This is a genomic window from Streptomyces clavuligerus, from assembly GCF_005519465.1.
Classification (GTDB): Bacteria; Actinomycetota; Actinomycetes; order Streptomycetales; family Streptomycetaceae; genus Streptomyces; species Streptomyces clavuligerus.
In genome coordinates, this window is sequence record NZ_CP027858.1 from 432,137 (window position 1) to 451,980 (window position 19,844).

Here is a 19,844-nt window from a genome sequence, read left to right on the forward strand (position 1 = left end):
GCTGTGTCCCTCCGCCAGCTACGAGCAGCCGAACTTTCCGTAGACCTTCTCCGCGGTCCATGCCCCTGTGGCCCACTGGTCGGCCGCTGCCGGGGTGAAGGCGTAGAGCGCGTTGAGCTCCTTGCCGAACCACTGCGCGAACGCTGCCGAGCCCTGCTGGCAGGAGTGGATGCCGTCCTTGCTGCGCTGCGCCTTGGCCGCGGCGCTGTCGTTGCCCCATAGCGTTGAGGCATCGAGGAAGTGGACGGTGTCCGGACGCTGGTCGGCGACGTTCTTGGCCGACTTCGGCGCGGCGTTGATCGCGGCCGCGTGGGGCTTGTAGAAGTCGTCGATCTTGAAGGGGGGTGCGGACACGATGACGAGTTCGGCGCCCGCGTCGTTCACGGTCTCGGCCAGGCGCTCGTAGGCGGCGCGCTGCTCCTGTGGAGTACCCCAGTCGAAGGTGGTGATCTGGTAGGCGACGACGTCCGGCTTGAACGAGGCCAGTTCTTTGGGAAGTGATTCCCAGGTCGGGGCGGCCATCTCGCCGATGACGCCGCCACCACCGGCGGCGGCCATGGACGTGAAGTCCACGCCGCCGGCGGTCATCGCCGCCCCGAGAGCCGGGGCCTGTGCCTCGCCGATGGAGTCGCCCATCCACAGGAGTTTCTTCGGCCCCGTGCCCTTCTTCTCACGGCCGGCGGACGGCTGGTCGCCGGGTGCTGCGGTTGCCGTGGTGGTGGTGCCGGTACGAGCGTTGTCGGCACCACCGCAGGCGGTGAGGGCAAGCCCACTCGTCGCCGCGAGGAGGGCGAGGCCGATGGTGTGCCGACGTCGGGGAGAGAAAGAGTTCGTGCTGTTCATGACTCCAGCGAAACCGGCCGGGTGGGGTGGCCGGGAGGGCTGTCATCGTCTCGTCATGTGCTGGGAGACGTGTCGGCATACGTTGCCGGAGCCCTGGTCACCGAAGCAGCGTCCGGCCGTGCCGGTCGGTGCGGCCAGGAGTGTGGGGCGGGTACGTCCTGTCGAGGACGGCTCCGGCGGTCCGGCCCGGTCCCGTACGGCCGGCGGCATCGATCTCGCGGCGGGAGCGGAGCTCTCGGGCGAGCGCTATGTGGCCCGGGGGAAGCTGAAGGCGTAGCCCTGCTCGGTGAACCATGGGAGAAGCTGTTCCAGGGCCTCGATCGTCTGGGCGCGGTTCCCGCCCCCGTCGTGAAGGAGAACGGTCGGCCCTTTGGGGAGTTGGTTCTTCACCGCGCGGACGATCATGTCGGCGCCGGGCCGGCGGAAGTCGCCGGGGTCGACGTTCCAGCCGAGGTTCCGCATCCCGTGGGCCGCCGCGATCCGGCGACTCGGCGGGGTGAAGGCGCCGCCGGGGGCGCGGTAGTACCAGATGCGGGCTCCGCCGGATGCCTGGTCGATCATCTTTTTGGCGTCGAGGATTTCCTTCTGCTGGTAGGCGACGGGCTTCTTGTCCATGGCGGTGTCGTGGCTGACCGCGTGGTCGCACAGCCGGTGTCCCTCGGCGACGATCCTTTTGACGAGGTCGGGGTGGGCGGCGGCGTTCGGGCCGGTCAGGCAGAAGACGGCCTGGGCCTTGTACCGCTTGAGCAGTTCCAGTGCCTGGGGGGTCCAGCGTGGGTCGGGGCCGTCGTCGAGCGTGAGGTTCACCGTCTTCCCGTTGTCCTCGGACTCCCGGACGATGGCCGGGTCCACGGCGGGTGTGGGCAGGGCGGGTGTGGGCGGGGCGGGATCGGCAGCCGTGTTCGGGCCCGCCGGATTGTCGCTGGTTGCCTTGTCGCCCGTATCCAGCGTCGTGGCGACGGCGGCCGTTCCTGCCAGAACGAGGACCACGGCGGTGGTGACCACCACCCGTCGGACTGGGCGGGCGTGCCGGGCGCTGTGTGTGTCATTGCTCATGGCTCCGACAGAACCGGTCATGGATCGGCAGCGGCCGGTTGTCATCGTTTCATCATGAAGTGCGGGGAAAAGCGTCATACCCTTCGAGCATCCTGGTCGAATACACCCCCTCGCCCCGACTGAGCAGACGGAGAAGTGAGCACCGCCCATGGCACGAGTCCTGCTGATCGAAGACGACCCCGCCGTGCAGAAGGGCGTCTCGCTCGCGCTCGGTCGCCGGGGTCACGACGTGGAGGTCGCCGCCCGGGGCGAGACCGGACTCCTCGCCCTGGAGCGCTACCGGCCCGACCTGGTCCTGCTCGATCTGATGCTGCCGCAGATGAGCGGCCTGGAGGTGTGCCGCCGAATCCGGGAGAGCAAGCAGGTTCCGATCATCATCCTCTCCGCGCGGGGCGACGAGATCGACATGGTCGTCGGCCTGGAGGCGGGTGCCGACGACTACATCACCAAACCGGCCGGCGGCGCGATCATCGAAGCCCGGATGAAGGCCGTCCTGCGCCGGGTCGCACCCGCCCAGGACGCCCAGGAGGCGATACCTCCGGCAGGAGCGGAGCACTACGGCGACCTCACGGTGGACCGCACCACCCTGGTGGTGACCAAACACGGCGCCGAACTGGCCCTGGCCCCGTCCGAGCTCAAGCTGCTGCTGTTCCTGACCGCAGCCCCGGGCCAGGTCTACAGCCGGCAACAGCTGTTGGAGCAGGTCTGGGAGTACGTCTTCTACGGGGACGTCCGACTCGTCGACGCCTGTGTGATGCGGCTGCGCGCCAAGATCGAGAACCATCCGCGCCGGCCAGTGTACGTGCAGACCGTGCGCGGCTTCGGCTACCGCTTCGGACCCGTGGAGTGAACACCCGGCTCTCCTTCCCCCGGGGGCTGCGGGTACGGCTCGTCGCGGCGTTCCTTCTGGCCGCGGCGTTCGGCGCGCTGCTCACCGCGGGCCTCACCTTCCAGCAGGCCCGCTCGGCCATCCTGGAGCGCACCCAGGACTCCGCCGTCGCCGACCTGCGCACCCAGCTCGATTCCCTCGCCCCCGACCTGACCATGCCGCCCAGCAACAACGACCTGCGCGACCTGACGCTCCAGCTCGACCGGGCCGGAGGCGCCCGGGCATGGCGGTCCTCCGCCTCGTACCAGGGCGGCGATCCCGTTCCGGCTTCCCCCGACGCACCACCCGTGCCCCGCGGACTCCGCGAAACCGTCCGGGACACGGGCGAGGCAGCATACGAACGCACCGAACGCGACGGCCGTCCCTGGCTGTCCGTCGGCATGCCCGTCGCCTACACCCATGACCCGACACGACCCACCAGCGCGGGCAAGCTCTCCGGACTCACCGTCTACGCCTCCTTCCCCCTCGACGACGACCAGGCCGACATCGCCGCTCTCGTCACCGCCGCCCGCACCGGAGCGATACCCTCACTCGTCCTCGCCGTCATCCCGGCCCTGTTCGCCGCACGCAGCGTGCTGCGCCCGGTACGACGGCTGCGCAGCGGCGCCGAACGCGTCGCCGCAGGCAGATTCGACACCCGCCTCGACGCCGAGGGACACGACGAACTCGCCGATCTGACCCGTTCCTTCAACACCATGGCCGCGACCCTCCAGAAGGACGACGCCGAACTGCGCCGCATGGAAGCGGGCGCGCGCCGTTTCGCGGCCGACGTCGCCCACGAGCTGCGCACCCCCCTCGCGGCCATGGTTGCCGTCACGGAGGTCCTCGACGAGGACGCCGCGTCCGGCGCCCTGCCCGCCGACACCGCCGACGCCGTCCGGCTGATCAGCGAGGAGACCCGCAAGATCGCCCGGATGGTCGAGGATCTGATGGAGGTGTCCCGTTTCGATGCCAAGGCCGCCGCCCTGGACGCGGAGGATCTGGACCTGCGGGCCATCGTGTCCAAGACCCTCCGGCTGCGCGGCTGGGCCGATGACGAACGCGTCCGCACCGACCTGCCGACCCCGGTTCCGGTACACGCCGACCCCCGTCGTGTCGACGTCGTCCTGGCCAACCTCATCGGCAACGCCCTGCGCCACGGCAGTCCCCCCGTCACCGTCTCCGCCCGAGTCGAGTACGGCAAGGCGGTCGTCACGGTCACCGACCAAGGCCCCGGCATCCCCGGCGACGTGCTTCCCCATGTCTTCGAACGCTTCTACAAAGCCGACGCGGCACGCACCCGCTCGGAAGGCAGCGGCCTCGGCCTGGCCATCGCCCAGGAGAACGTCCTCCTGCACGGCGGCACCCTGACCGCGGGCAACACATCCGGCCGCGGAGCCGTCTTCATCCTCACCCTTCCGCTCGCCGCCTCCCCCCAGGAACAGCGATGACCCACCACCTCCAACGCCGGCACGCCCTCCGCAGCTGCGCTGCCGCCCTGCTCGTCGCTGCGGCCACCGGTTGCGGGATCAGCGCCACCGGACCGGTGCAGGCGGGCGCGCCCGCCTCGGGCATTCCGCAACCCGGCACCGAGAACAGCTCCGTGCGCATCTACTTCTCCTCCCCCTACGGGCCCCGCGCCGTCACCCGCCCCACGGACCGGGCACTCGACCCGCAACAGGCTCTCGACCTGCTCCTGAAGGGCCCTACCCCCGCCGAACGCGAACGCGGCCTGGCCACCCAGGTCCCCTCGATGGGCGGTCGACTCACCGCCACCACGACAACCGGCACCGTCGACGTTTCCATCCCCCTCCAAGTCGCCGCAGACGACCTGGACGTCACGGCCGTCAGCCAAATCGTCTGCACCGCCGCCCACGCCCAGGTCCCAGGCGACAGACCCGCGACCCAGGTCCACATCCGCATCCACGAGAACAACATCCGTACCGAGAATCCGTGGACGGTCCGCTGCGGCCCCAACGGCACCGCGACCCCCGTCAAATGACACCCGGCACGAGCACCTGCCTGCCCCACGTCGCACAGCCACGATCACCAAGAGGCCCCAGGCACCCCAGAGTGTGCAATGCCGTCCACCAGCTCAGTCCTGCCACACACGGGCGCCGTCACCGAGCAGGCCAACCTGGTGGCCACGACCCTCCACCGCACCACCGAGGATCTCTGCGTCTGCCTCAGCGACCGAATCGGCACGCTCCAGGGCATCCACACCGTGGAGACGGCGCTGACGCTGCGCCAGATCAAACAGTTCGCCTGAGACAGCACGGCCGACTCCCATGCGGCGCGGGGCGCGCGACCATGTGCGCCGCGGCGCGGCCACGCACGTCGCCGAACGAGCTCCGGCTGGTCCTTGGTTCCCCAGGCTCCGAAGGGATCGCCGCGTCGCCTCGACGGCGGAAAACCGAGAGCGACTACCCCTGCCTGTACGTCTCCAGCAACCGCCGCAAAGGACACACCCTAGCCGCCCCTTTCGGAGGCTTCGGCAGACCGTCGCCGCGGAGACCAGGGGGCCTGCGGGGGCGAGGAATCCAGCCTCGCTCATGGCGGTAGGACGGCTGTCCGGGACCTCTGGGCCGGGATCGCTTCGGCCGTCCGGGCGGCGGCCGGTCAGCTCAGCGGACAGCGGCCTTCAACGCGGCCACGGGGTTCGCGGCCATCTCGGGGTTCAAACGTTTGCCCGTCTCGATGATGCGGCGCCCCTGCGCCAGGTCCCGTGGCCTGTCGACGGTGAGGAGGGCCACGAGTGCTCCGTCACACAGCCACAGCACCGACCAGGTGGGGTCCGCGGGACTGCCGCGCCACAGAAGCGTGTCGGCGTCCCGGTGGTCGCCCGCGTACTGCACGTACCGGCCGAACTGCTCGGACCAGAAGTACGGCACCGGGTCATGGTTCTCCGGAGGCTGGGGCATCGGTCCGGTCGGCCGGTGACCGTGCGAGACCGTACGGGCGATGATGTCGGCGGCGGCCGTTCGGGGGCCCTGGAGTGCGTTGTCCCAGTGGTGCACCAGCAGCCGTCGGCCGTAGCGTGCCGAGGGGAAGGAGGCGCAGTCCCCCACGGCGTACACGCCGGACAGGCAGGTGCGCAGGCGAGTGTCGGCGGTAATGGCCCCGTCCGGGCCGGTCCCGATCCCGGAGCCGTCGAGCCAGCCGGTGGCCGGCCGGGCGCCGATGCCCACGACCACGGCGTCCGCGGGAACGCGCCGGCCGTCCGCCAGGACGACGGCGCCGGGCTCGACGGAGGACACGCGTCCGCCGGTGATGAGGGTGACGCCCGCCTCCGTGTACCAGTCGGCCATGGGGGCGGTCACCTCGGCGGGCAGTGCTCCGGCGAGGGGACGGGCGGCGGCCTCGATGACGGTGACCGCGCATCCGGCGTGCCGGGCGGCGGTGGTGAACTCGGCACCGATCCAGCCCGCTCCGACCACGACGATGTCGTCCCGGCGTTCGAGAACGGGCTTCAGGCGGCGAGCGTCGTCGAGGGTGCGCAGCAGGTGCACGCCGGGGACAGCCGCCGTGCCGGGCAGGGTGACGGGCTCGGTGCCACTGGCGATCACGAGGATGTCGTACGGGACAGGGCCCGCATCGGTGTCCAGCTCTCGTGCCGCGTGGCGGAGGCCGGTCACCTCACAGCCGAGTCGCAGGTCGATGCCCAGCGCCGCGAAGTCGACCTCGAAGGCCGAGTCCTCGGCCCTGCCCAGAAGGACCTCCTTGGAGAGAGGGGGCCGGTCGTAGGGCTGATGGGGTTCGGCGCCGATCAGAGTGACGGGGCCACTGAAGCCCCCTTCCCGCAGGGCGACACCCGTCTGCACACCCGCCACGCCCGCGCCGACGACCACCACACCGCGTACCCGCTGTCGCGTTTGCATCTCGTTCATCGCGCAACCTCGTATCTCTGGTGACTCATCGGGCAGCAGGGGTGTCGGCGGCTCACATGAGGGTTCCGGAAGAGCAGCGGGAACGCGCCGCGCGACACGGAGGGGGAATTGATGGCCGATATGGACCGAACAGAGAAAACCGTAGCATTCCGCGAACCCTCATCCGGAATAAACGCTCACGTTTGCCGATGTGATCCTTACAGCCCTTGACGGGCCGAACAGGACATGAGCAAAAGACACCGACCGGAAGGAAGGCCGGTGTTGATAGCTTGTCAATTTTTTCGAAGTCCCGTGAAATAACCTCCGAAAGTGGATTGAAAAGCTCGAAGATCCCTGACACCGAGCGGCATGAGCATGAAAATCCTCCACGCATCGGACGCCGCCAAAAAGCACCGCTCCGCAGCCGACTAGGCTGCTTGCAGGCACTGTCGAGAGAATGACAGGAGCGGAGCAGGACCACTTCTTCATGCGGCCCGCTCGAGCAGTGCCGGCTCTTACAAAAGCTTTCGGCCATGGCAGGAAGATGGCGCGAGCAAGAAAGACGATTCACTGCGGCTGCGAGAGCAGCCGGTGAGGAGACAGTCGCGATGCATTTTGAACAGATGACAGTGGACGGCGTTTTCATCGAGCATGCGGCGCCGGAAACCGACCCGGTCGCCCCGCCCATTGTTTTCGTCCACGGCGCAGGCCACGGGAGCTGGGTGTGGGAGAACCACCTGCGGTACTTCGCCGCTCAGGGCCGGAACTGCTATGCCTTCAGCTGGTTCAACCACCGCGGATCCCGTGACCTGCCCGCCGGCGAGTTCCTGAAGCGCTCACTGGTCGACACCGTGGAAGAGCTGGAGACCGTGGTCGGGGTCGCCGGGGAGCCGCCCGTCCTCATCACCCACAGTATGGGCGCCATCGTCGCCCAGAAGTACGCCGAGAACCATCCCGTGGCCGCGCAGATCCACATCACACCGGCCATCTGCGCGGAGGTCGGTCTCGACGTCGATGTGGAGATCGATCCGACGACTCCGGTGAATTCCGGGCCTTTCGAGCGGGCGTGGGAGCTCTACCTCGGCGGCGCCTCCGAGGAGGATGCGCGCCGTTACCACGCGCTTCTCTCGGATGAATCGCCCCGGGCCATCAAGGAAGGGGTGAACGCCCTGGTGAGCGTGGACCGTACGCGCCTGGGCGGACCGTCCCTCTTCATCGCGGCCGAACACGATGTGATCGTCCGGGCGGAGGCCGTCCGCCGGAGCGCGGATTGGTTCGGCTCCGACTACCTGTTCCTGCACGACCGCTCGCACAACGTGGCGCTGGAGCCCCGCTGGCGGGAGACGGCGGACCGCATCCAGTCCTGGCTCACTCACAAGACCTGGTGAGAGTCCCTCACCGGGCCACGCCGCTCGGCGGCCGGGACCCCGCTCCGTCCCGGCCGCGAGCCGCGTGGTGGTGACCGTCCAGGTCAGATGCCCGTCGCGGCGAGGGCTTCGATCTCGATCAGCATGTCCGGGTCGGACAGGGCGCTGACCTCGGCCAGGAGGCTGGCCGGCCGGCAGTGGACCGCGGCGAGCTCGTCCATGAGGACCCCGTACTGTGCCTTGCACTCGGCCAGGTCGGTGGTGAAGACGCGGATCTGCACTACGTCCGCCATCGTCATCCCCGCTTCGGTGACCGTGCTGCCGAGCCGCTCGATCGTGAGTCTGATCTGGCCCGCCATGTCTCCCTTGTGGACGACGGTTCCCCGGTCGTCACGCGCCTCGTGGCCCGCGACGAACAAAAGGCTCTGCGTCCCGTCGACCCGGACGGCGTGGTTGTACATCAGCTTTCCGCCCACCACGCGCGGGCCGATCTCCGTACGGCTCATCTCTGCTCCTTGCTTCATCGTTCTGCCGCTGTGACAGCCTGGCGGCGCCACGCCATTCCGAGTGCCCTGCGCGCGATGCGCCGCATCACGGGAGGGATGGTTTCACCACCTCGGGCGTTCACCGTCCCGTCCGGCTTCCGTGCAAGAATCAAAGACAAGTGATGAGATCGCCAAGCAGATCTCCCGAAATCCGGAGAACCCCGCTCGGCAGGGCTCAGAAAGCGCTGATTCCGCCATGCTCGACCACATAGACGTCAACATCCTCCATGCCCTGCAGCGGGCTCCGCGTGCCGCCTTCAAGAGCATCGGCGAGGCCGTGGGTGTTTCTGAGCAGACGGCGGCACGCCGTTTCCACGCGCTGCGGCGCTCCGGTGCCATGAACGTGGTCGGGCTGGTTGATCCGGCCATCACGGGCCAGGTCCAATGGGTTGCCCGCGTCCGCTGCCGGCCCGACCGGGTACTCCCGCTGGCCCAGTCGCTGGTCCGGCAACCGGAGGTGGCCTACGCCCACCTCTCGACCGGCGGGACCGAGATCGTGTGCGCGATCCGCTCTCCCCTGGACTCGGGACGCAGCCCCTTCCTGCTGGACCGGATGCACAGCTCCACGGCGGTCCTGGACGTCCAGGTCGACATGATGTTGCACACCTTCGGCGGTCTCGGCACCAACTGGACGGGGCACGGTGGCGAGTTGGGTGAGGAGCAGATTCGGGGACTGACCGCCGGAAGGAGACCGCGGGCGGCCGGCGCACCCGCGCTCCCGGACGAGGACGACGCACCGCTGCTGGAAGCGCTCGCCGGTGACGGCCGGCTCAGCCACACCCGCCTCGCCCAGCTCACCGGTTGGTCCAAGGCCCGCGTGGCCCGGCGGCTGGAAGTCCTGGAGGAATCCGGCGCCCTCTTCTACGACGTGGAACTGATACCCGAGCGGCTCGGCTTCCACGTCACCGCCACCCTCTGGCTCAGCGTCGCACCGGAGTTCCTCCACCATGCCGGGGCGGACATCGCCACCCATCCACAGGTGGCCTTCACCGGAGCCATCACCGGCGACAACAATCTGATGGCCGTCGTCATCTGCCGCGACACCGAGGACCTCTACCGCTATCTCACCCATCACCTGGCGAAGATCCCCGGCATCAGCCGCCACAGCGTCAGCCTTCGATCGCGCAGCCTCAAACGGTCGGCGTCCCTGATCTCCCACGGGCGCTTCGTTCTCGCCGATTAGCACTGCCGCCGCGCGGCGCTGCCGCGAGAGGCCGACACCAGCCCCCACCCGGCTCGCCCCCCGCACCGTTCCCGGCCCTGGGTCGGCGACACCTGAGGCATGTCGGAAAACCAGGGAGAACTCCGTACGCATGTCGGTTTCCGAGCTCTCCAGGGCTCCGGCTGGGTGCGGGGCCGGCGGGAGCGGAGGGTGGAGGCCGTCGATCCCACCCCACATCAGCGAGGAAGCACGACGTGAGCACTGTCCAGGCGGCCACGACCGCGACCCCCAACCCGACCACGACGGTGCCCGGAGCGAGACAGCGAGGGACGGCAACGCTGATCATGGCCTGCGTCGGCGTATTCGTCGCCTACCTGCCGGTGACCACCGTCTCCGTCAGCCTGCCGGCCATTCAGCGGGCGTTCCAGGCGACGACCGCGCAGCTCTCCTGGGTCTCGGCGGCGTTCGTCCTGCCGATGGCGGCGCTGATCCTGACCGCCGGTGTCGTCGGGGATGTCCACGGCCGCAAGAAGGTCTTCCAGGCGGGCCTGGTGTTCGCGACCGCGGGCGCGGCGGTCGCCCTGTTCGCGGATTCGACGGCGACGCTGCTGGTGGGACAGGCCCTGGCCGGTACCGGTGCGGCGGCGCTGCTGCCGAGCACCCTGGCTCTGATCAGCCACGCCGTACCGGACCCGCACAAGCGCGGCAGGATGGTCGGCATCTGGGCCGCCTCGCTGATGGCGGCGCTGGCCGTCGGCCCCCTGGTGGCCGGGGCAATCCTCGACCACGTCTCCTGGCGCTGGATATTCCTGCCCGCCGTACCCGTGGCCGTCCTCACCCTGGCGGCGTCCGTACCACTGCTCACCGACTCGCGGGCCCCCGGCGCGCGCCGTCTGGACTGGCCGGGCCAGTTCACCGCCGCCCTGGCCATCACCGCCCTGGTGTACGGCGTCATCGAGGGCGGCGCCGGCTCCTTCACCGAGGCGCATGTGGTGTCCGCACTCGCGCTGAGCGCGGTGAGCCTCACCGCCTTCGTGCTGATCGAACGGCGCAGCGCGAGCCCGATCGGCGTAGAGGGAGCGTTCCGCGGTCCGTACGCCGCGCCGGTCGGGGCGCGGCAGGAACCGCCAGAGCAGCGGCAGGTCGAGGACGCGCAGCGCCCAGGTGACCTCCCGGCCGAAACCGGCGCCGGCGGCCAGGGCCAGCGAGGCCACGCGGGCCGGGTGGCGGACGGCGAGCCGCATCGCGACGGCTCCGCCCAGCGAGTTGCCCACCAGGTGGACGGGTGCGGTGATCCCGAGCCGGTCCAGGCATCCGGCGACGTGCTCCGCCATGGTCCCGAGCCCCGGCTCAGGCGGGGCCGGGGACCAGCCGAAGCCGGGGAGGTCCAGGGCGAGCAGCCGGTGCGCGGGGAGCGCGGTGCGCAGCGGTTCCCAGTCCTCCAGGCTGCGGCCGAGGCCGTGCAGCAGGACCACGGGCGGCCCGGTGCCGGTGGCCCGATAGCGCACGGGGTGTCCGTCCACGTCCACGGAGGCGGTCTCAGGTGTCACGGCCGGTCTCCGTCACCTCGACGACCACGCCGCCGGGTTCGGTGCCGTCGCCCGCGAGGGCGGGTACCTCGCGGGCGAGGTCGGCGAAGAACCGCTCGGCGTCGATGACGGTCTCGGGCGGGTGGACGCCGGGCCGGACGCGGCTGCCGTCGAGCAGTTGGGCGAGCCCCAGGGCGAGGGGGATTCCGGTGGCCTCCGCCATGTCCTCGATCAGCGATGCCGCGCCGGGGGTCTCGGCGAGCCGGGCGAGGACGGTGACGGACCGGCCGTCACGGGTGCCGGTGGCCGCGGCGAAGAAGGGCGGCAGCGATCCGGGGCCCTTCCGGGTCAGGGCGCCCATCGCCGCGCACAGCGTACGGAAGAGAGAGGGCCCCGCGAGGTCGGCGGCGGCCCTCTCATTGGTGAGCCTGCCCGCGTCGATGTCGCGGCGCAGCACGTCCAGGTAGGCCGCGGTGCCGGGGGTGACGACCATGAGGTTGGCGGCCTCGCCGCCGGGGCGGAAGCTGCGGTGGAGGGTGACCGGCTCGGGGTGGCCGACGGTGTAGGCCGTGCCGGAGTGCTCGGCGGAGACGGTCAGGGTGACGGGCCGGAGCGGTCTGCGGCGCACGAGCCGGCCCTCGCTCACCACGGCGACCTCGCCGCTGATCTGCTCCATCCAGTGCACGGCTGCGGCGCTGGGGCCGCCCTGGGCGTCGAGGAGCTGGCCGTCGTCCCCGGCGCTCCTGCCGGAGACGTCGACGGGCCAGGCGGTGTACAGGTCCCGGACCTGGTCGAGGTGGTCGACCGCCCGTGCGGCGAGGAGGTTGCTGACGCCCGGGCTGGCGCCCATGCCCACCACCGCGCAGACGCCGGTGGCCCGGGCCGCCCCGTCCAGTTCGAGCATCCGCTGGGTGGGTTCCCAGTCGTCGCAGATGTCCAGGTAGTGCGTGCGGGTGGTGAGGGCCGCGCGGAGCACGGCCATCCCGAAGCGGTAGTAGGGGCCGACGGTGTTGAGCACGATGTCGGCCTGCTCCATCGCGGCCCGCAGGGCGGCTTCGTCGGTCACGTCCACGCACAGCGGCCGCATCGGCGCGCCGCGGCCCGCGAGTCGGCGCACGAGTGCCTCCGTCGTGTCCATTCGGCGGTCGGCCACCACGATCTCGGTCACACCGGGCAGTCCGGCTGCCACCCGTACCGCGACCGCGCCCATCGCCCCCGGGCCGCCGAGTGCCAGAATCCTCATCCCCTCACCCTTTCTATCGAAACAACTTCGATCGGATGCTATACGATCGTTTTCATCATGAGCAATCGAAAGACAGGAACAGAGGGACACCGCATGTCCGAGCGGGCTGAGACAGCGCCGGTATCCGCACCGGGGCGCCATGTCTCCGTCGTCATCGTCGGCGCGGGTTTCGCGGGGATCGGCACAGCCGTCCGGCTGCTGCGGGAGGGACACTGGGACCTGCTGATCCTGGAACGGGCGGACGAGGTCGGCGGGGCCTGGCGGGACAACACCTATCCGGGCTGCGCCTGCGATGTACCGTCCCGGCTGTACTCGTTCTCCTTCGCGCCCAACCCGGAGTGGAGCCGTCGCTACGCACCTCAGCGGGAGATCGCGCGGTATCTGCGGCACTGTGCCGAGAGCTACGCCCTGGAGCCCCATCTGCGGCTGGGCTGCGAGCTGCGGCACGCCGCCTGGAACGCCGACCGGCAGCGCTGGGAGCTGCGCACCGGCCAGGGACCCCTGTCCGCGGATCATCTGGTGATGGCCCAGGGCCCTCTGTCGGAACCCGCCGTTCCGGCGTTGCCCGGCCTGGACGGCTTCACCGGCGACGTGTTCCACTCCGCGCGCTGGCGGCACGACCTCGATCTGAGCGACCGGCGGGTGGCGGTGATCGGGACCGGGGCGAGCGCCGTCCAGTTCGTCCCCCACCTCCAGCGCGCGGCACGCCGGGTGACCGTCTTCCAGCGCACCCCGCCATGGATCATGCCGCGCCACGACCGGCCCGTCCCCGCGTGGCTCCGCGGGCTGTACCGGCGGGCGCCCTGGACGCAACGGCTCGCCCGGCTCCGGGAGTACACGCTCCGCGAGGCGGGCCTGCCCGCGCTGCTCGGCGACCGCGCCCTGGCGGCCCTCGGGCGCGGGCAGGCCCTGGCCCATCTGCACCGCCAGGTCGACGACCCCGTGCTGCGCGGCAAGCTGACACCCGACTACGCGCTGGGCTGCAAACGGGTCCTCATGTCCGACGACTACTACCCCGCCCTCGGCGCGCCCAACGTGGACGTGGTCACCGAACCGGTCGTCCGCGTCACCGAGGACGCGGTGCTCACCGCACCCGCCGACAGCACCGCGCCCACCGGCGGCAGCGCGGCGCCCGCAGCCGCCGACGGCTCCGTGCATCCCGTCGACGTCCTGGTCCTCGGCACCGGCTTCCGGGTGACCGACGCCGCCTACGCGCGGCTCGTCACGGGTACGGGCGGGCGGACCCTGCACGATGTGTGGCAGGGGAGCCCGCAGGCGTACCTCGGGACGACCGTCGCCGGATTCCCCAACCTCTGGCTGATGGCGGGTCCCAACACGGGAGTCGGGCACACCAGCCTCATCTATATGATCGAGTCACAGATCGACTATCTGCTCGGCTGTCTGCGGTTCATGGACGAGCACCGCGTCGGCGCCGTGGACGTGCGGGCCGGGGTCCAGCTCGCGTACAACACGGCGGTCCAGCGGCGCATGACCCGCACGGTCTGGGCCGCGGGCGGCTGCGCGGGCTGGTACCGGGACCGCCAGGGGCGCATCACCACCATCTGGCCCGAGCCGACCTGGCGGTTCCGGCGCAGGACCCGCGGCTTCGACCCGGATCGGTACACGCTGACCGCACGGCCGGGCGGCTCGTCCGGCCCCGCGCCGCACCGGCCCACGACATCCGCGGCGGACTGACCGGTGGGCGCCCGCTCCCGGCCGGGGCCCCGGCCGCGGTGGCATCTGACCTGCCTGGCCCTGGACCGCGCCCCCGCGGCCCGGCTCTGCGCCGTCGAAGCCCTGTGCACCCTGCCGCTCTCGGTCTCCACCCTTCTCGTCACCGCGCCCGGCCCCGCCCGGGTGCCGGAGTGGGTCCAGGTGTGGGGGCTGGCCGTGCTGCTCGCGCTGGCGGGCGCCACCGTCCACGCCTACCGGCTGACCCTGGCCCAAGGGCTCGGGCCGTCCGCGCGCAGCGGCCACGCGCCGGGTGGAACCGCCCCCCACCGGCACCACCGGATGTCGGTGGAGCGCCGACTGCGGCGGACGCTCCTGCTGTATCCGGCGGCTCTGGCCGTCCTGTTGCCGGTCCCGGCGACCTGGGTGGGTCTGTGGTCCGCCGTCTCCCTCCTGAGCGTCCTGGGCACAGCGCTGTCGATCGGCTTCCTGTGGCGTGCCCATGTCTCCGGTGACGGAACCGGCCGCTGCCGCGCGCCGGGGCCGGGCCGGGGCGTGCCCCGTCGGCAGGTGACCGGCTGACCGCAGGCGCCCCGGGGTGAGCACATGCCCGGCACCCGGGACCGGCCCGCCCCGGGGCGCCGAAGGTACCCTTTGCCGAACGGTCGGGCGCGTTCCGATCGCTCGTCGACCCGGCACCCCCGGCGCGAAGCCCCGCACCGGCAGCCCGGCGGCACCCCGACGAACCATCTCGACCACGCTCGAAGGGCCCGTCCCCATGACCGGAACCGATTCGCCCCGCTGTGCGGGACCGGCCGTCCAGGTGCCCACCCGTACCCTGGTCGAGGCGCTGATCCGCTCCGACCACACCGTCGACTCCGGCGAGCTGTACGCCATCGCCCCGCTGCTCGGCATGACCGACCAGCAGGTGCGGCTGTGCGTCAAACGGCTGGTCTCCGAGGGGCGTTTCACCCAGGAAGGCAGGGGACGCGCGGCCGTTCTGCGGGCCACCGGAGCCACCGAGCAGAGCCTCGGCCCGGATGTCGGGTTCGTCGCACACGCCTTCCGCCAGGACGCGGGGCTCGCCCCCTGGGACGGCATCTGGCACCTGGTCGCCTTCGCGGTCCCCGAGAGCGCCCGCACCGCGCGCGACGCCCTGCGGGCCGCGCTCACCCGGCTCGGCGGCGCCGCCGTGCAGGGCGGGCTCTACCTCAGCGCCAACGCCTGGGAGCCCCATGTCGAGGACCACGCCCGCCGCCTCGGTGTGCTCGACCACCTCACCCTGCTGACCACGGACGACCTGCGCCAGGGCGAGGAACGCGCTCCCGCCGCACTCGCCCGCGCCCTCTGGCCGCAGGACGAGATCGCCGACCGCTACCGGCGGCTCGCCGCCGTCGCCCGCCCACGGCTGCGCCGACTCCAGCAGGACGCGGACCTCCCCGCCCCCGAGCGGCTGACCATCGCGGTCGAACTGGCCGCCGAGTTCACCCGCGCCATGCAGCCCGACCCGCTGCTGCCCCCCGAACTGCTGCCCCGGCCCTGGCCGGGCGCCCAGGCCCGTGAACTCGTCGCGCGCTGCTGGTCGCTCCTGGAGGAACGCACACCGGAGAACGGACGCGTCAGCCTCTTCCACCTCTACCGCGACGCGGTCCGCCCGGCAGCCGCCGACGGCTGAGGGGCGTGTCGGCGCCCGGGTCGCCCGCGCGGGCACGGAACGGGGCCGGCAGACGCGGCGCCACCGGGTGCCGGACGGCCGCAGGAACCCGGCCGCGAACGCCCACGACGCCGATCGCGTCCTGGCCGTCGCCCGGAATCCGGAACCCGGCCACGCCGTCGGCGTGTTCGCCGGTCCGGCCCGGAGCTGCCGCGCGTCGGACGTGCGCAGGCCACGGCGGGACCCGACGGCCGGACGGTCGGTGAGACAGACGGACGACAAACGGAGAAGGCGGTACCGGATATCTCCGATACCGCCTGCGACCTGCGAAATTCGCTGGTCGGGACGACAGGATTTGAACCTGCGACCCCTTGACCCCCAGTCAAGTGCGCTACCAAGCTGCGCCACGTCCCGTTCTGCTTGCCCCCGGCCTCTCGGCCCGGCGCGCAGGGGCAACATTACCGCACTTCCGGGGTGGTCCGGCACGTGCCGGTGGCCGGGTGGCGGGAGAATGAGGGGGTGAGTGGTGTGGAGCGGGACCGGGACGGGGCGGGGCGGGCACGGAGTGCGCGGCCCCGGGACGGGTTGGGGCGGCCGTTGCCGTACGGCGTGGCCGGGGTGGCGCGGCAGCCCGAGGGGGTGGTGCGGACGCCGGGCCGGACGGTCGCGGAGGCGCAGCGGCTGCTGGACGCGGGGATGCCGTTCCACGCGCACGAGGTCTTCGAGGACGCCTGGAAGTCCGGGCCCGCCGCCGAGCGGGAGCTGTGGCGGGGGTTGGCTCAGCTCGCGGTGGGGCTCACCCATGCGGCGCGCGGGAACGCCACGGGCGGGGCGCGGCTGCTGCGCCGGGGTGCGGGCCGGATCACCGGGGAGAGCGGCGGGGCGGACCGGTACGGGATCGACACGGCCGGTCTCTCCGGGTGGGCCCGTGCCCTCGCGGACCGGGTGGAGGGCGGGGCGGCACCGGTCGACCCGGTGGCCGAGGCCCCGCGGCTGACCCGCTGAGCGGGCGGCCGGTCTGATGGGCGGGGCGCGCGGCTGAGGCTGCGGAGGGGAGTCCGTGGCGCAGCCGCCGGGCGCGCCCCGCGGACGGCCCGCCGCCGGGCGGGGCCGGTGGTCGAACCGCCGGGCGGGCTTCGCGGGCCGGGTCACTCCCGGAGCAGGATGACCTCCAGTCGGCGGGGGCCGTGGACACCCTCGACCCGGTCGAGTTCGATGTCGCTGGTGGCGGAGGGGCCCGAGATCCAGGTGAGGGGCCGGGCCGGGTCCAGGAGGGGCAGGGCCAGCGGTACGGACGGCACGATCTGCGCGGGGGCGCGGACGACGCACACATGCAGATCGGGGACGAGGGTCAGGGCGCGCCGCCCCTGGGCCGGTCCGGCGTCCAGGACCAGGGTGCCGGTTTCGGCCACGGCGAGCGCGCAGCCGCTGACGACGGCGTCGCAGCCGTCGAGTTCGGCGGCGGTGAGCGGGCCGTCGTCACGGCGTCGTTCGGCGGCGGTCGCGGTGAGCCAGGAGTCGGGGACGCCGTCGGGCACCACCACCGTGCGGGCGCCGTGTCCGCGCAGGATTGTGGCGATCAGCGGGGCCAGCCCGGTGGGTGTGGTGCGGTGCACGGTGGCGCGGTAGTCGGCGAGGTTGCGGTGGAGGAGGTCGAGCAGGGCCGCCGGGCCGTCGTCGGTGTGCCGTTCGAGGTAGGCGCGGTCGTCGGGGGGCGGGACCTCGGGGGCGTCCGCGACGGCGGCGCGGATACGGGCCAGGATGCGGGCGCGTGCGGAGTCGTTCATCGGCGGTTGCTCCGCCACCAGTCCCGGAAGGACTGCTCGGGCAGCTCGGGCAGGTCCCGGCTGTCCGTCCAGGCTGCCGCGCCCGGTGGTCGCCGCGGCTGGGCCCGCCGGGTGGCGTTCGCCAGCCGCTCCCCCGCCGCGAGCGCGCCCGGATGGTCCAGCAGCCAGCCCGCCGCCCGCAGCGCCGCCCGTTCCAGCCGGTGTCCCCTGCCGCCCTGCTCGGCGACGCGTTCCCGCAGCCGGACGAGGATCTCGGGGATGTCGATGGCGACGGGGCAGACCTCGTAGCAGGCTCCGCAGAGGGAGGAGGCGTACGGGAGCGAGGCGTCGATCTCGCTGGTGATGCCGCGGAGCTGGGGGCTGAGTACGGCCCCGATCGGCCCGGGGTAGACCGAGCCGTACGCGTGGCCGCCCGCCCGTTCGTACACCGGGCACACATTGAGGCAGGCCGAGCAGCGGATGCAGCGCAGTGCCTGCCGTCCCACGGGGTCGGCGAGGGTGGCGGTGCGGCCGTTGTCGAGGAGGACCAGATGGAAGGCGCGGGGGCCGTCGCCGCCGGTGGTGCCGGTCCACAGGGAGGTGTACGGGTTCATCCGCTCGGCGGTCGAGGAGCGGGGCAGGGTCTGGAGGAAGACGCCGAGGTCGCGCCAGGTCGGCACGGTCTTCTCGACGCCCACGACGGAGATCAGGGTCTCGGGCAGCGTCAGGCACATCCGGCCGTTGCCCTCGGACTCGACGACGACGAGGGTGCCGGTCTCGGCGACCATGAAGTTGGCCCCGGAGACGGCGACCTTGGCGCGGAGGAACTTCTCCCGCAGATGGAGGCGGGCCGTTTCGGCCAGTTCGGCGGGGGTGTCGCCGAGTCCTTCGGGGGCCGGCCGGCCCCAGGCACCCATCCGGTCACGGAAGATGTCACGGATCTCCCCGCGGTTGCGGTGGATGGCGGGGACGAGGATGTGCGAGGGCCGGTCGTCGCCGAGCTGGACGATCAGCTCGGCGAGATCCGTCTCGTACGCGCGGATGCCCTCGGCCGCGAGCGCCTCGTTGAGCCCGATCTCCTGGGTGGCCATGGACTTGACCTTGACGACCTCGCGTTCGCCGGTGGCGTGGACGAGGTCCGCGACGATCCGGCCCGCCTGCTCGGCGTCCTCGGCCCAGTGGACGGTGCCGCCCGCCGCGGTGACGGCGGACTCCAGTTGCTCCAGATAGCGGTCCAGGTGCCGCAGGGTGTGGTCCTTGATCCGGCGGCCCGCTTCGCGCAGTTGCTCCCAGTCGCTCAATTCGGCGACGGCGCGGGCGCGTTTCTCGCGGATGGTGTGGGTGGCGTGGCGCAGATTGGCGCGCAGGACGGGGTCGCGGACGGCCTGGGCGGCGGCCCGGGGGAACGGCGGGAACGCGGGCATCCCGAGGTCGGTCCTGGTCACGGGTGCGCCTCCTGGTCGTGGTCGCGGTCCCGGCCGCCGGTGGGCCGGGGGGACGGGGCGGAGCCGGGGGTCCTTGGGACGGGGGGTCCCGCCGGTGCGGTCGGCAGACGGTAGGGGTGGTCCTCGGTGGCGGCGAGGATCTCGGCGAGGTGCAGCGGCAGCAGCGGATCGTCCTGGCGGCGGAGGATGCCGCCGAGGTGCAGCAGACAGGAGTTGTCCGCGCCACAGAGCACCATGGCCCCGGTGGACACGGCGTTGCGGACCTTGTCCCGGCCCATCGCCGCCGAGACCGCCGGGTTCTTGACGGCGAACGTGCCGCCGAAGCCGCAGCACTCGTCGGCCCCGGGCAGCTCTCTCAGCCGCAGTCCGCGGACGGCCCGCAGCAGCCGCTGCGGCCGGTCCCCGAGGCGGAGTGCGCGCAGGCCGTGACAGGAGGGGTGGTAGGTGACGGTGTACGGGAAGTACGCCCCCACGTCCACGGTGCCGAGGACGTCGATCAGGAACTCGCTCAGCTCGTACGTCCGGGGTCCCAGGGACCGTTCGCCGAAGCGGGGGTAGTGGTCCCGCACCATCGCGGCGCAGGAGCCGGAGGGGGTGACGATGTACTCGTGTCCCGCGAAGGCGCGCGCGGTGCGCCGGACGAGGGGGGCCGCCAGGTCGCGGTAGCCCGTGTTGTACGGGGGCTGGCCGCAGCAGGTCTGGTCGGCGGGGAAGTCCACCTCGACGCCCAGCCGTTCCAGGAGCCGTACGGTGGCGATGCCGGTGGACGGGTGGAAGGCGTCGTTGACGCAGGTGACGAAGAGGGCCGCACGCATGGTCGGAGGATAGG

General features: G+C 71.9%; 18 protein-coding genes, 1 tRNA gene and 2 pseudogenes. 11 read left to right on the plus strand and 10 right to left on the minus strand.

Annotated elements, in window-relative coordinates; all coding sequences use genetic code 11:
• Nucleotides 1-18 precede the first annotated feature (18 nt).
• Together CRV15_RS01700 and CRV15_RS01705 are read right to left on the minus strand one after the other, a co-directional pair.
• A complete protein-coding gene (locus tag CRV15_RS01700; RefSeq protein WP_003956988.1) occupies nt 19-843 on the minus strand; it encodes an SGNH/GDSL hydrolase family protein in 825 nt (274 codons plus the stop codon).
• A 246-nt stretch (nt 844-1,089) separates the two neighbouring features.
• Nucleotides 1,090-1,899 carry a polysaccharide deacetylase family protein gene (locus CRV15_RS01705; RefSeq protein WP_003962596.1) on the minus strand — a complete coding sequence of 270 codons (810 nt, stop codon included), beginning with the start codon at nt 1,897-1,899 and terminating at the stop codon, nt 1,090-1,092.
• A 148-nt stretch (nt 1,900-2,047) separates the two neighbouring features.
• Between CRV15_RS01705 and CRV15_RS01710 the strand changes: the two genes are divergently transcribed.
• From CRV15_RS01710 to CRV15_RS01725, 4 genes are all read left to right on the plus strand, one after another.
• Nucleotides 2,048-2,749: a response regulator transcription factor gene (locus CRV15_RS01710; RefSeq protein WP_003956991.1), complete on the plus strand. Its 702-nt coding sequence runs from the start codon at nt 2,048-2,050 to the stop codon at nt 2,747-2,749.
• Nucleotides 2,746-4,218 carry a sensor histidine kinase gene (locus CRV15_RS01715; protein WP_003956992.1) on the plus strand — a complete coding sequence of 491 codons (1,473 nt, stop codon included), beginning with the start codon at nt 2,746-2,748 and terminating at the stop codon, nt 4,216-4,218. The genes CRV15_RS01710 and CRV15_RS01715 overlap by 4 nt, the downstream gene beginning before the upstream one ends.
• Nucleotides 4,215-4,769 carry a GerMN domain-containing protein gene (locus CRV15_RS01720; protein WP_003956993.1) on the plus strand — a complete coding sequence of 185 codons (555 nt, stop codon included), beginning with the start codon at nt 4,215-4,217 and terminating at the stop codon, nt 4,767-4,769. Before CRV15_RS01715 ends, CRV15_RS01720 begins: the two co-directional genes overlap by 4 nt.
• Nucleotides 4,770-4,847: 78 nt before the next feature.
• Complete coding sequence (locus CRV15_RS01725) at nt 4,848-5,036, plus strand: hypothetical protein (RefSeq protein WP_003956994.1); 189 nt, start codon at nt 4,848-4,850, stop codon at nt 5,034-5,036.
• Between the two features lie 355 nt (nt 5,037-5,391).
• Here the strand turns inward: CRV15_RS01725 and CRV15_RS01730 are convergent, their stop codons facing one another.
• Nucleotides 5,392-6,654 carry an NAD(P)/FAD-dependent oxidoreductase gene (locus CRV15_RS01730; RefSeq protein WP_003962595.1) on the minus strand — a complete coding sequence of 421 codons (1,263 nt, stop codon included), beginning with the start codon at nt 6,652-6,654 and terminating at the stop codon, nt 5,392-5,394.
• A 587-nt stretch (nt 6,655-7,241) separates the two neighbouring features.
• On the opposite strand from CRV15_RS01730, the gene CRV15_RS01735 reads away from it, so the two are divergent.
• Entirely contained in the window at nt 7,242-8,021 is a 780-nt protein-coding gene (locus CRV15_RS01735; protein ID WP_003956996.1) for an alpha/beta hydrolase, read from the plus strand.
• An 83-nt stretch (nt 8,022-8,104) separates the two neighbouring features.
• On the opposite strand, the gene CRV15_RS01740 is transcribed toward CRV15_RS01735, so the two are convergent.
• The gene (locus CRV15_RS01740) at nt 8,105-8,506 is read right to left on the minus strand and encodes a Rid family hydrolase (RefSeq protein WP_003956997.1); all 402 of its coding nucleotides are present in this window, start codon (nt 8,504-8,506) and stop codon (nt 8,105-8,107) included.
• Nucleotides 8,507-8,741: 235 nt separating this feature from the next.
• On the opposite strand from CRV15_RS01740, the gene CRV15_RS01745 reads away from it, so the two are divergent.
• Together CRV15_RS01745 and CRV15_RS37830 are read left to right on the plus strand one after the other, a co-directional pair.
• Nucleotides 8,742-9,728 (plus strand): Lrp/AsnC family transcriptional regulator, encoded by a 987-nt coding sequence (locus CRV15_RS01745; protein ID WP_009998072.1) that lies wholly within the window; start codon nt 8,742-8,744, stop codon nt 9,726-9,728.
• Nucleotides 9,729-10,051: 323 nt separating this feature from the next.
• A pseudogene (locus CRV15_RS37830) lies at nt 10,052-10,660 on the plus strand (MFS transporter); the annotation flags it as partial.
• 165 nt (nt 10,661-10,825) lie between these two features.
• Here the strand turns inward: CRV15_RS37830 and CRV15_RS37835 are convergent.
• A pseudogene (locus CRV15_RS37835) lies at nt 10,826-11,257 on the minus strand (alpha/beta fold hydrolase); the annotation flags it as partial.
• A complete protein-coding gene (locus CRV15_RS01755) occupies nt 11,247-12,479 on the minus strand; it encodes a saccharopine dehydrogenase family protein (RefSeq protein WP_003962591.1) in 1,233 nt (410 codons plus the stop codon). The gene CRV15_RS01755 and the pseudogene CRV15_RS37835, both read right to left, overlap by 11 nt.
• Nucleotides 12,480-12,572: 93 nt before the next feature.
• Here CRV15_RS01755 and CRV15_RS01760 point away from each other — a divergent pair, with 93 nt between their 5' ends.
• The 3 genes from CRV15_RS01760 to CRV15_RS01770 all read left to right on the plus strand — a co-directional run bounded on the left by CRV15_RS01760 (nt 12,573) and on the right by CRV15_RS01770 (nt 15,825).
• Nucleotides 12,573-14,174 carry a flavin-containing monooxygenase gene (locus CRV15_RS01760; RefSeq protein WP_003957002.1) on the plus strand — a complete coding sequence of 534 codons (1,602 nt, stop codon included), beginning with the start codon at nt 12,573-12,575 and terminating at the stop codon, nt 14,172-14,174.
• Between the two features lie 3 nt (nt 14,175-14,177).
• Nucleotides 14,178-14,732 carry a hypothetical protein gene (locus CRV15_RS01765; RefSeq protein WP_003962589.1) on the plus strand — a complete coding sequence of 185 codons (555 nt, stop codon included), beginning with the start codon at nt 14,178-14,180 and terminating at the stop codon, nt 14,730-14,732.
• 196 nt (nt 14,733-14,928) lie between these two features.
• Nucleotides 14,929-15,825: a PaaX family transcriptional regulator C-terminal domain-containing protein gene (locus tag CRV15_RS01770; protein ID WP_003962588.1), complete on the plus strand. Its 897-nt coding sequence runs from the start codon at nt 14,929-14,931 to the stop codon at nt 15,823-15,825.
• A gap of 316 nt (nt 15,826-16,141) precedes the next feature.
• On the opposite strand, the gene CRV15_RS01775 is transcribed toward CRV15_RS01770, so the two are convergent.
• Nucleotides 16,142-16,218: transfer RNA gene (locus CRV15_RS01775), tRNA-Pro, on the minus strand.
• A gap of 105 nt (nt 16,219-16,323) precedes the next feature.
• Between CRV15_RS01775 and CRV15_RS01780 the strand changes: the two genes are divergently transcribed.
• Complete coding sequence (locus tag CRV15_RS01780) at nt 16,324-16,809, plus strand: DUF309 domain-containing protein (RefSeq protein ID WP_029183132.1); 486 nt, start codon at nt 16,324-16,326, stop codon at nt 16,807-16,809.
• A gap of 143 nt (nt 16,810-16,952) precedes the next feature.
• Here the strand turns inward: CRV15_RS01780 and CRV15_RS01785 are convergent, their stop codons facing one another.
• Genes CRV15_RS01785 through CRV15_RS01795 form a run of 3 tightly spaced genes read right to left on the minus strand, consistent with a single transcriptional unit; the run spans nt 16,953 to nt 19,830 of the window.
• On the minus strand, nt 16,953-17,591 hold the full coding sequence (locus CRV15_RS01785) for a LutC/YkgG family protein (protein ID WP_003962585.1): 639 nt from the start codon (nt 17,589-17,591) through the stop codon (nt 16,953-16,955).
• Nucleotides 17,588-19,015, minus strand: a complete 1,428-nt coding sequence (locus tag CRV15_RS01790; protein WP_009998066.1) for a LutB/LldF family L-lactate oxidation iron-sulfur protein — start codon at nt 19,013-19,015, stop codon at nt 17,588-17,590. Before CRV15_RS01790 ends, CRV15_RS01785 begins: the two co-directional genes overlap by 4 nt.
• A complete protein-coding gene (locus tag CRV15_RS01795; RefSeq protein WP_003962583.1) occupies nt 19,012-19,830 on the minus strand; it encodes a (Fe-S)-binding protein in 819 nt (272 codons plus the stop codon). Before CRV15_RS01795 ends, CRV15_RS01790 begins: the two co-directional genes overlap by 4 nt.
• Between the last annotated feature and the right edge of the window lie 14 nt (nt 19,831-19,844).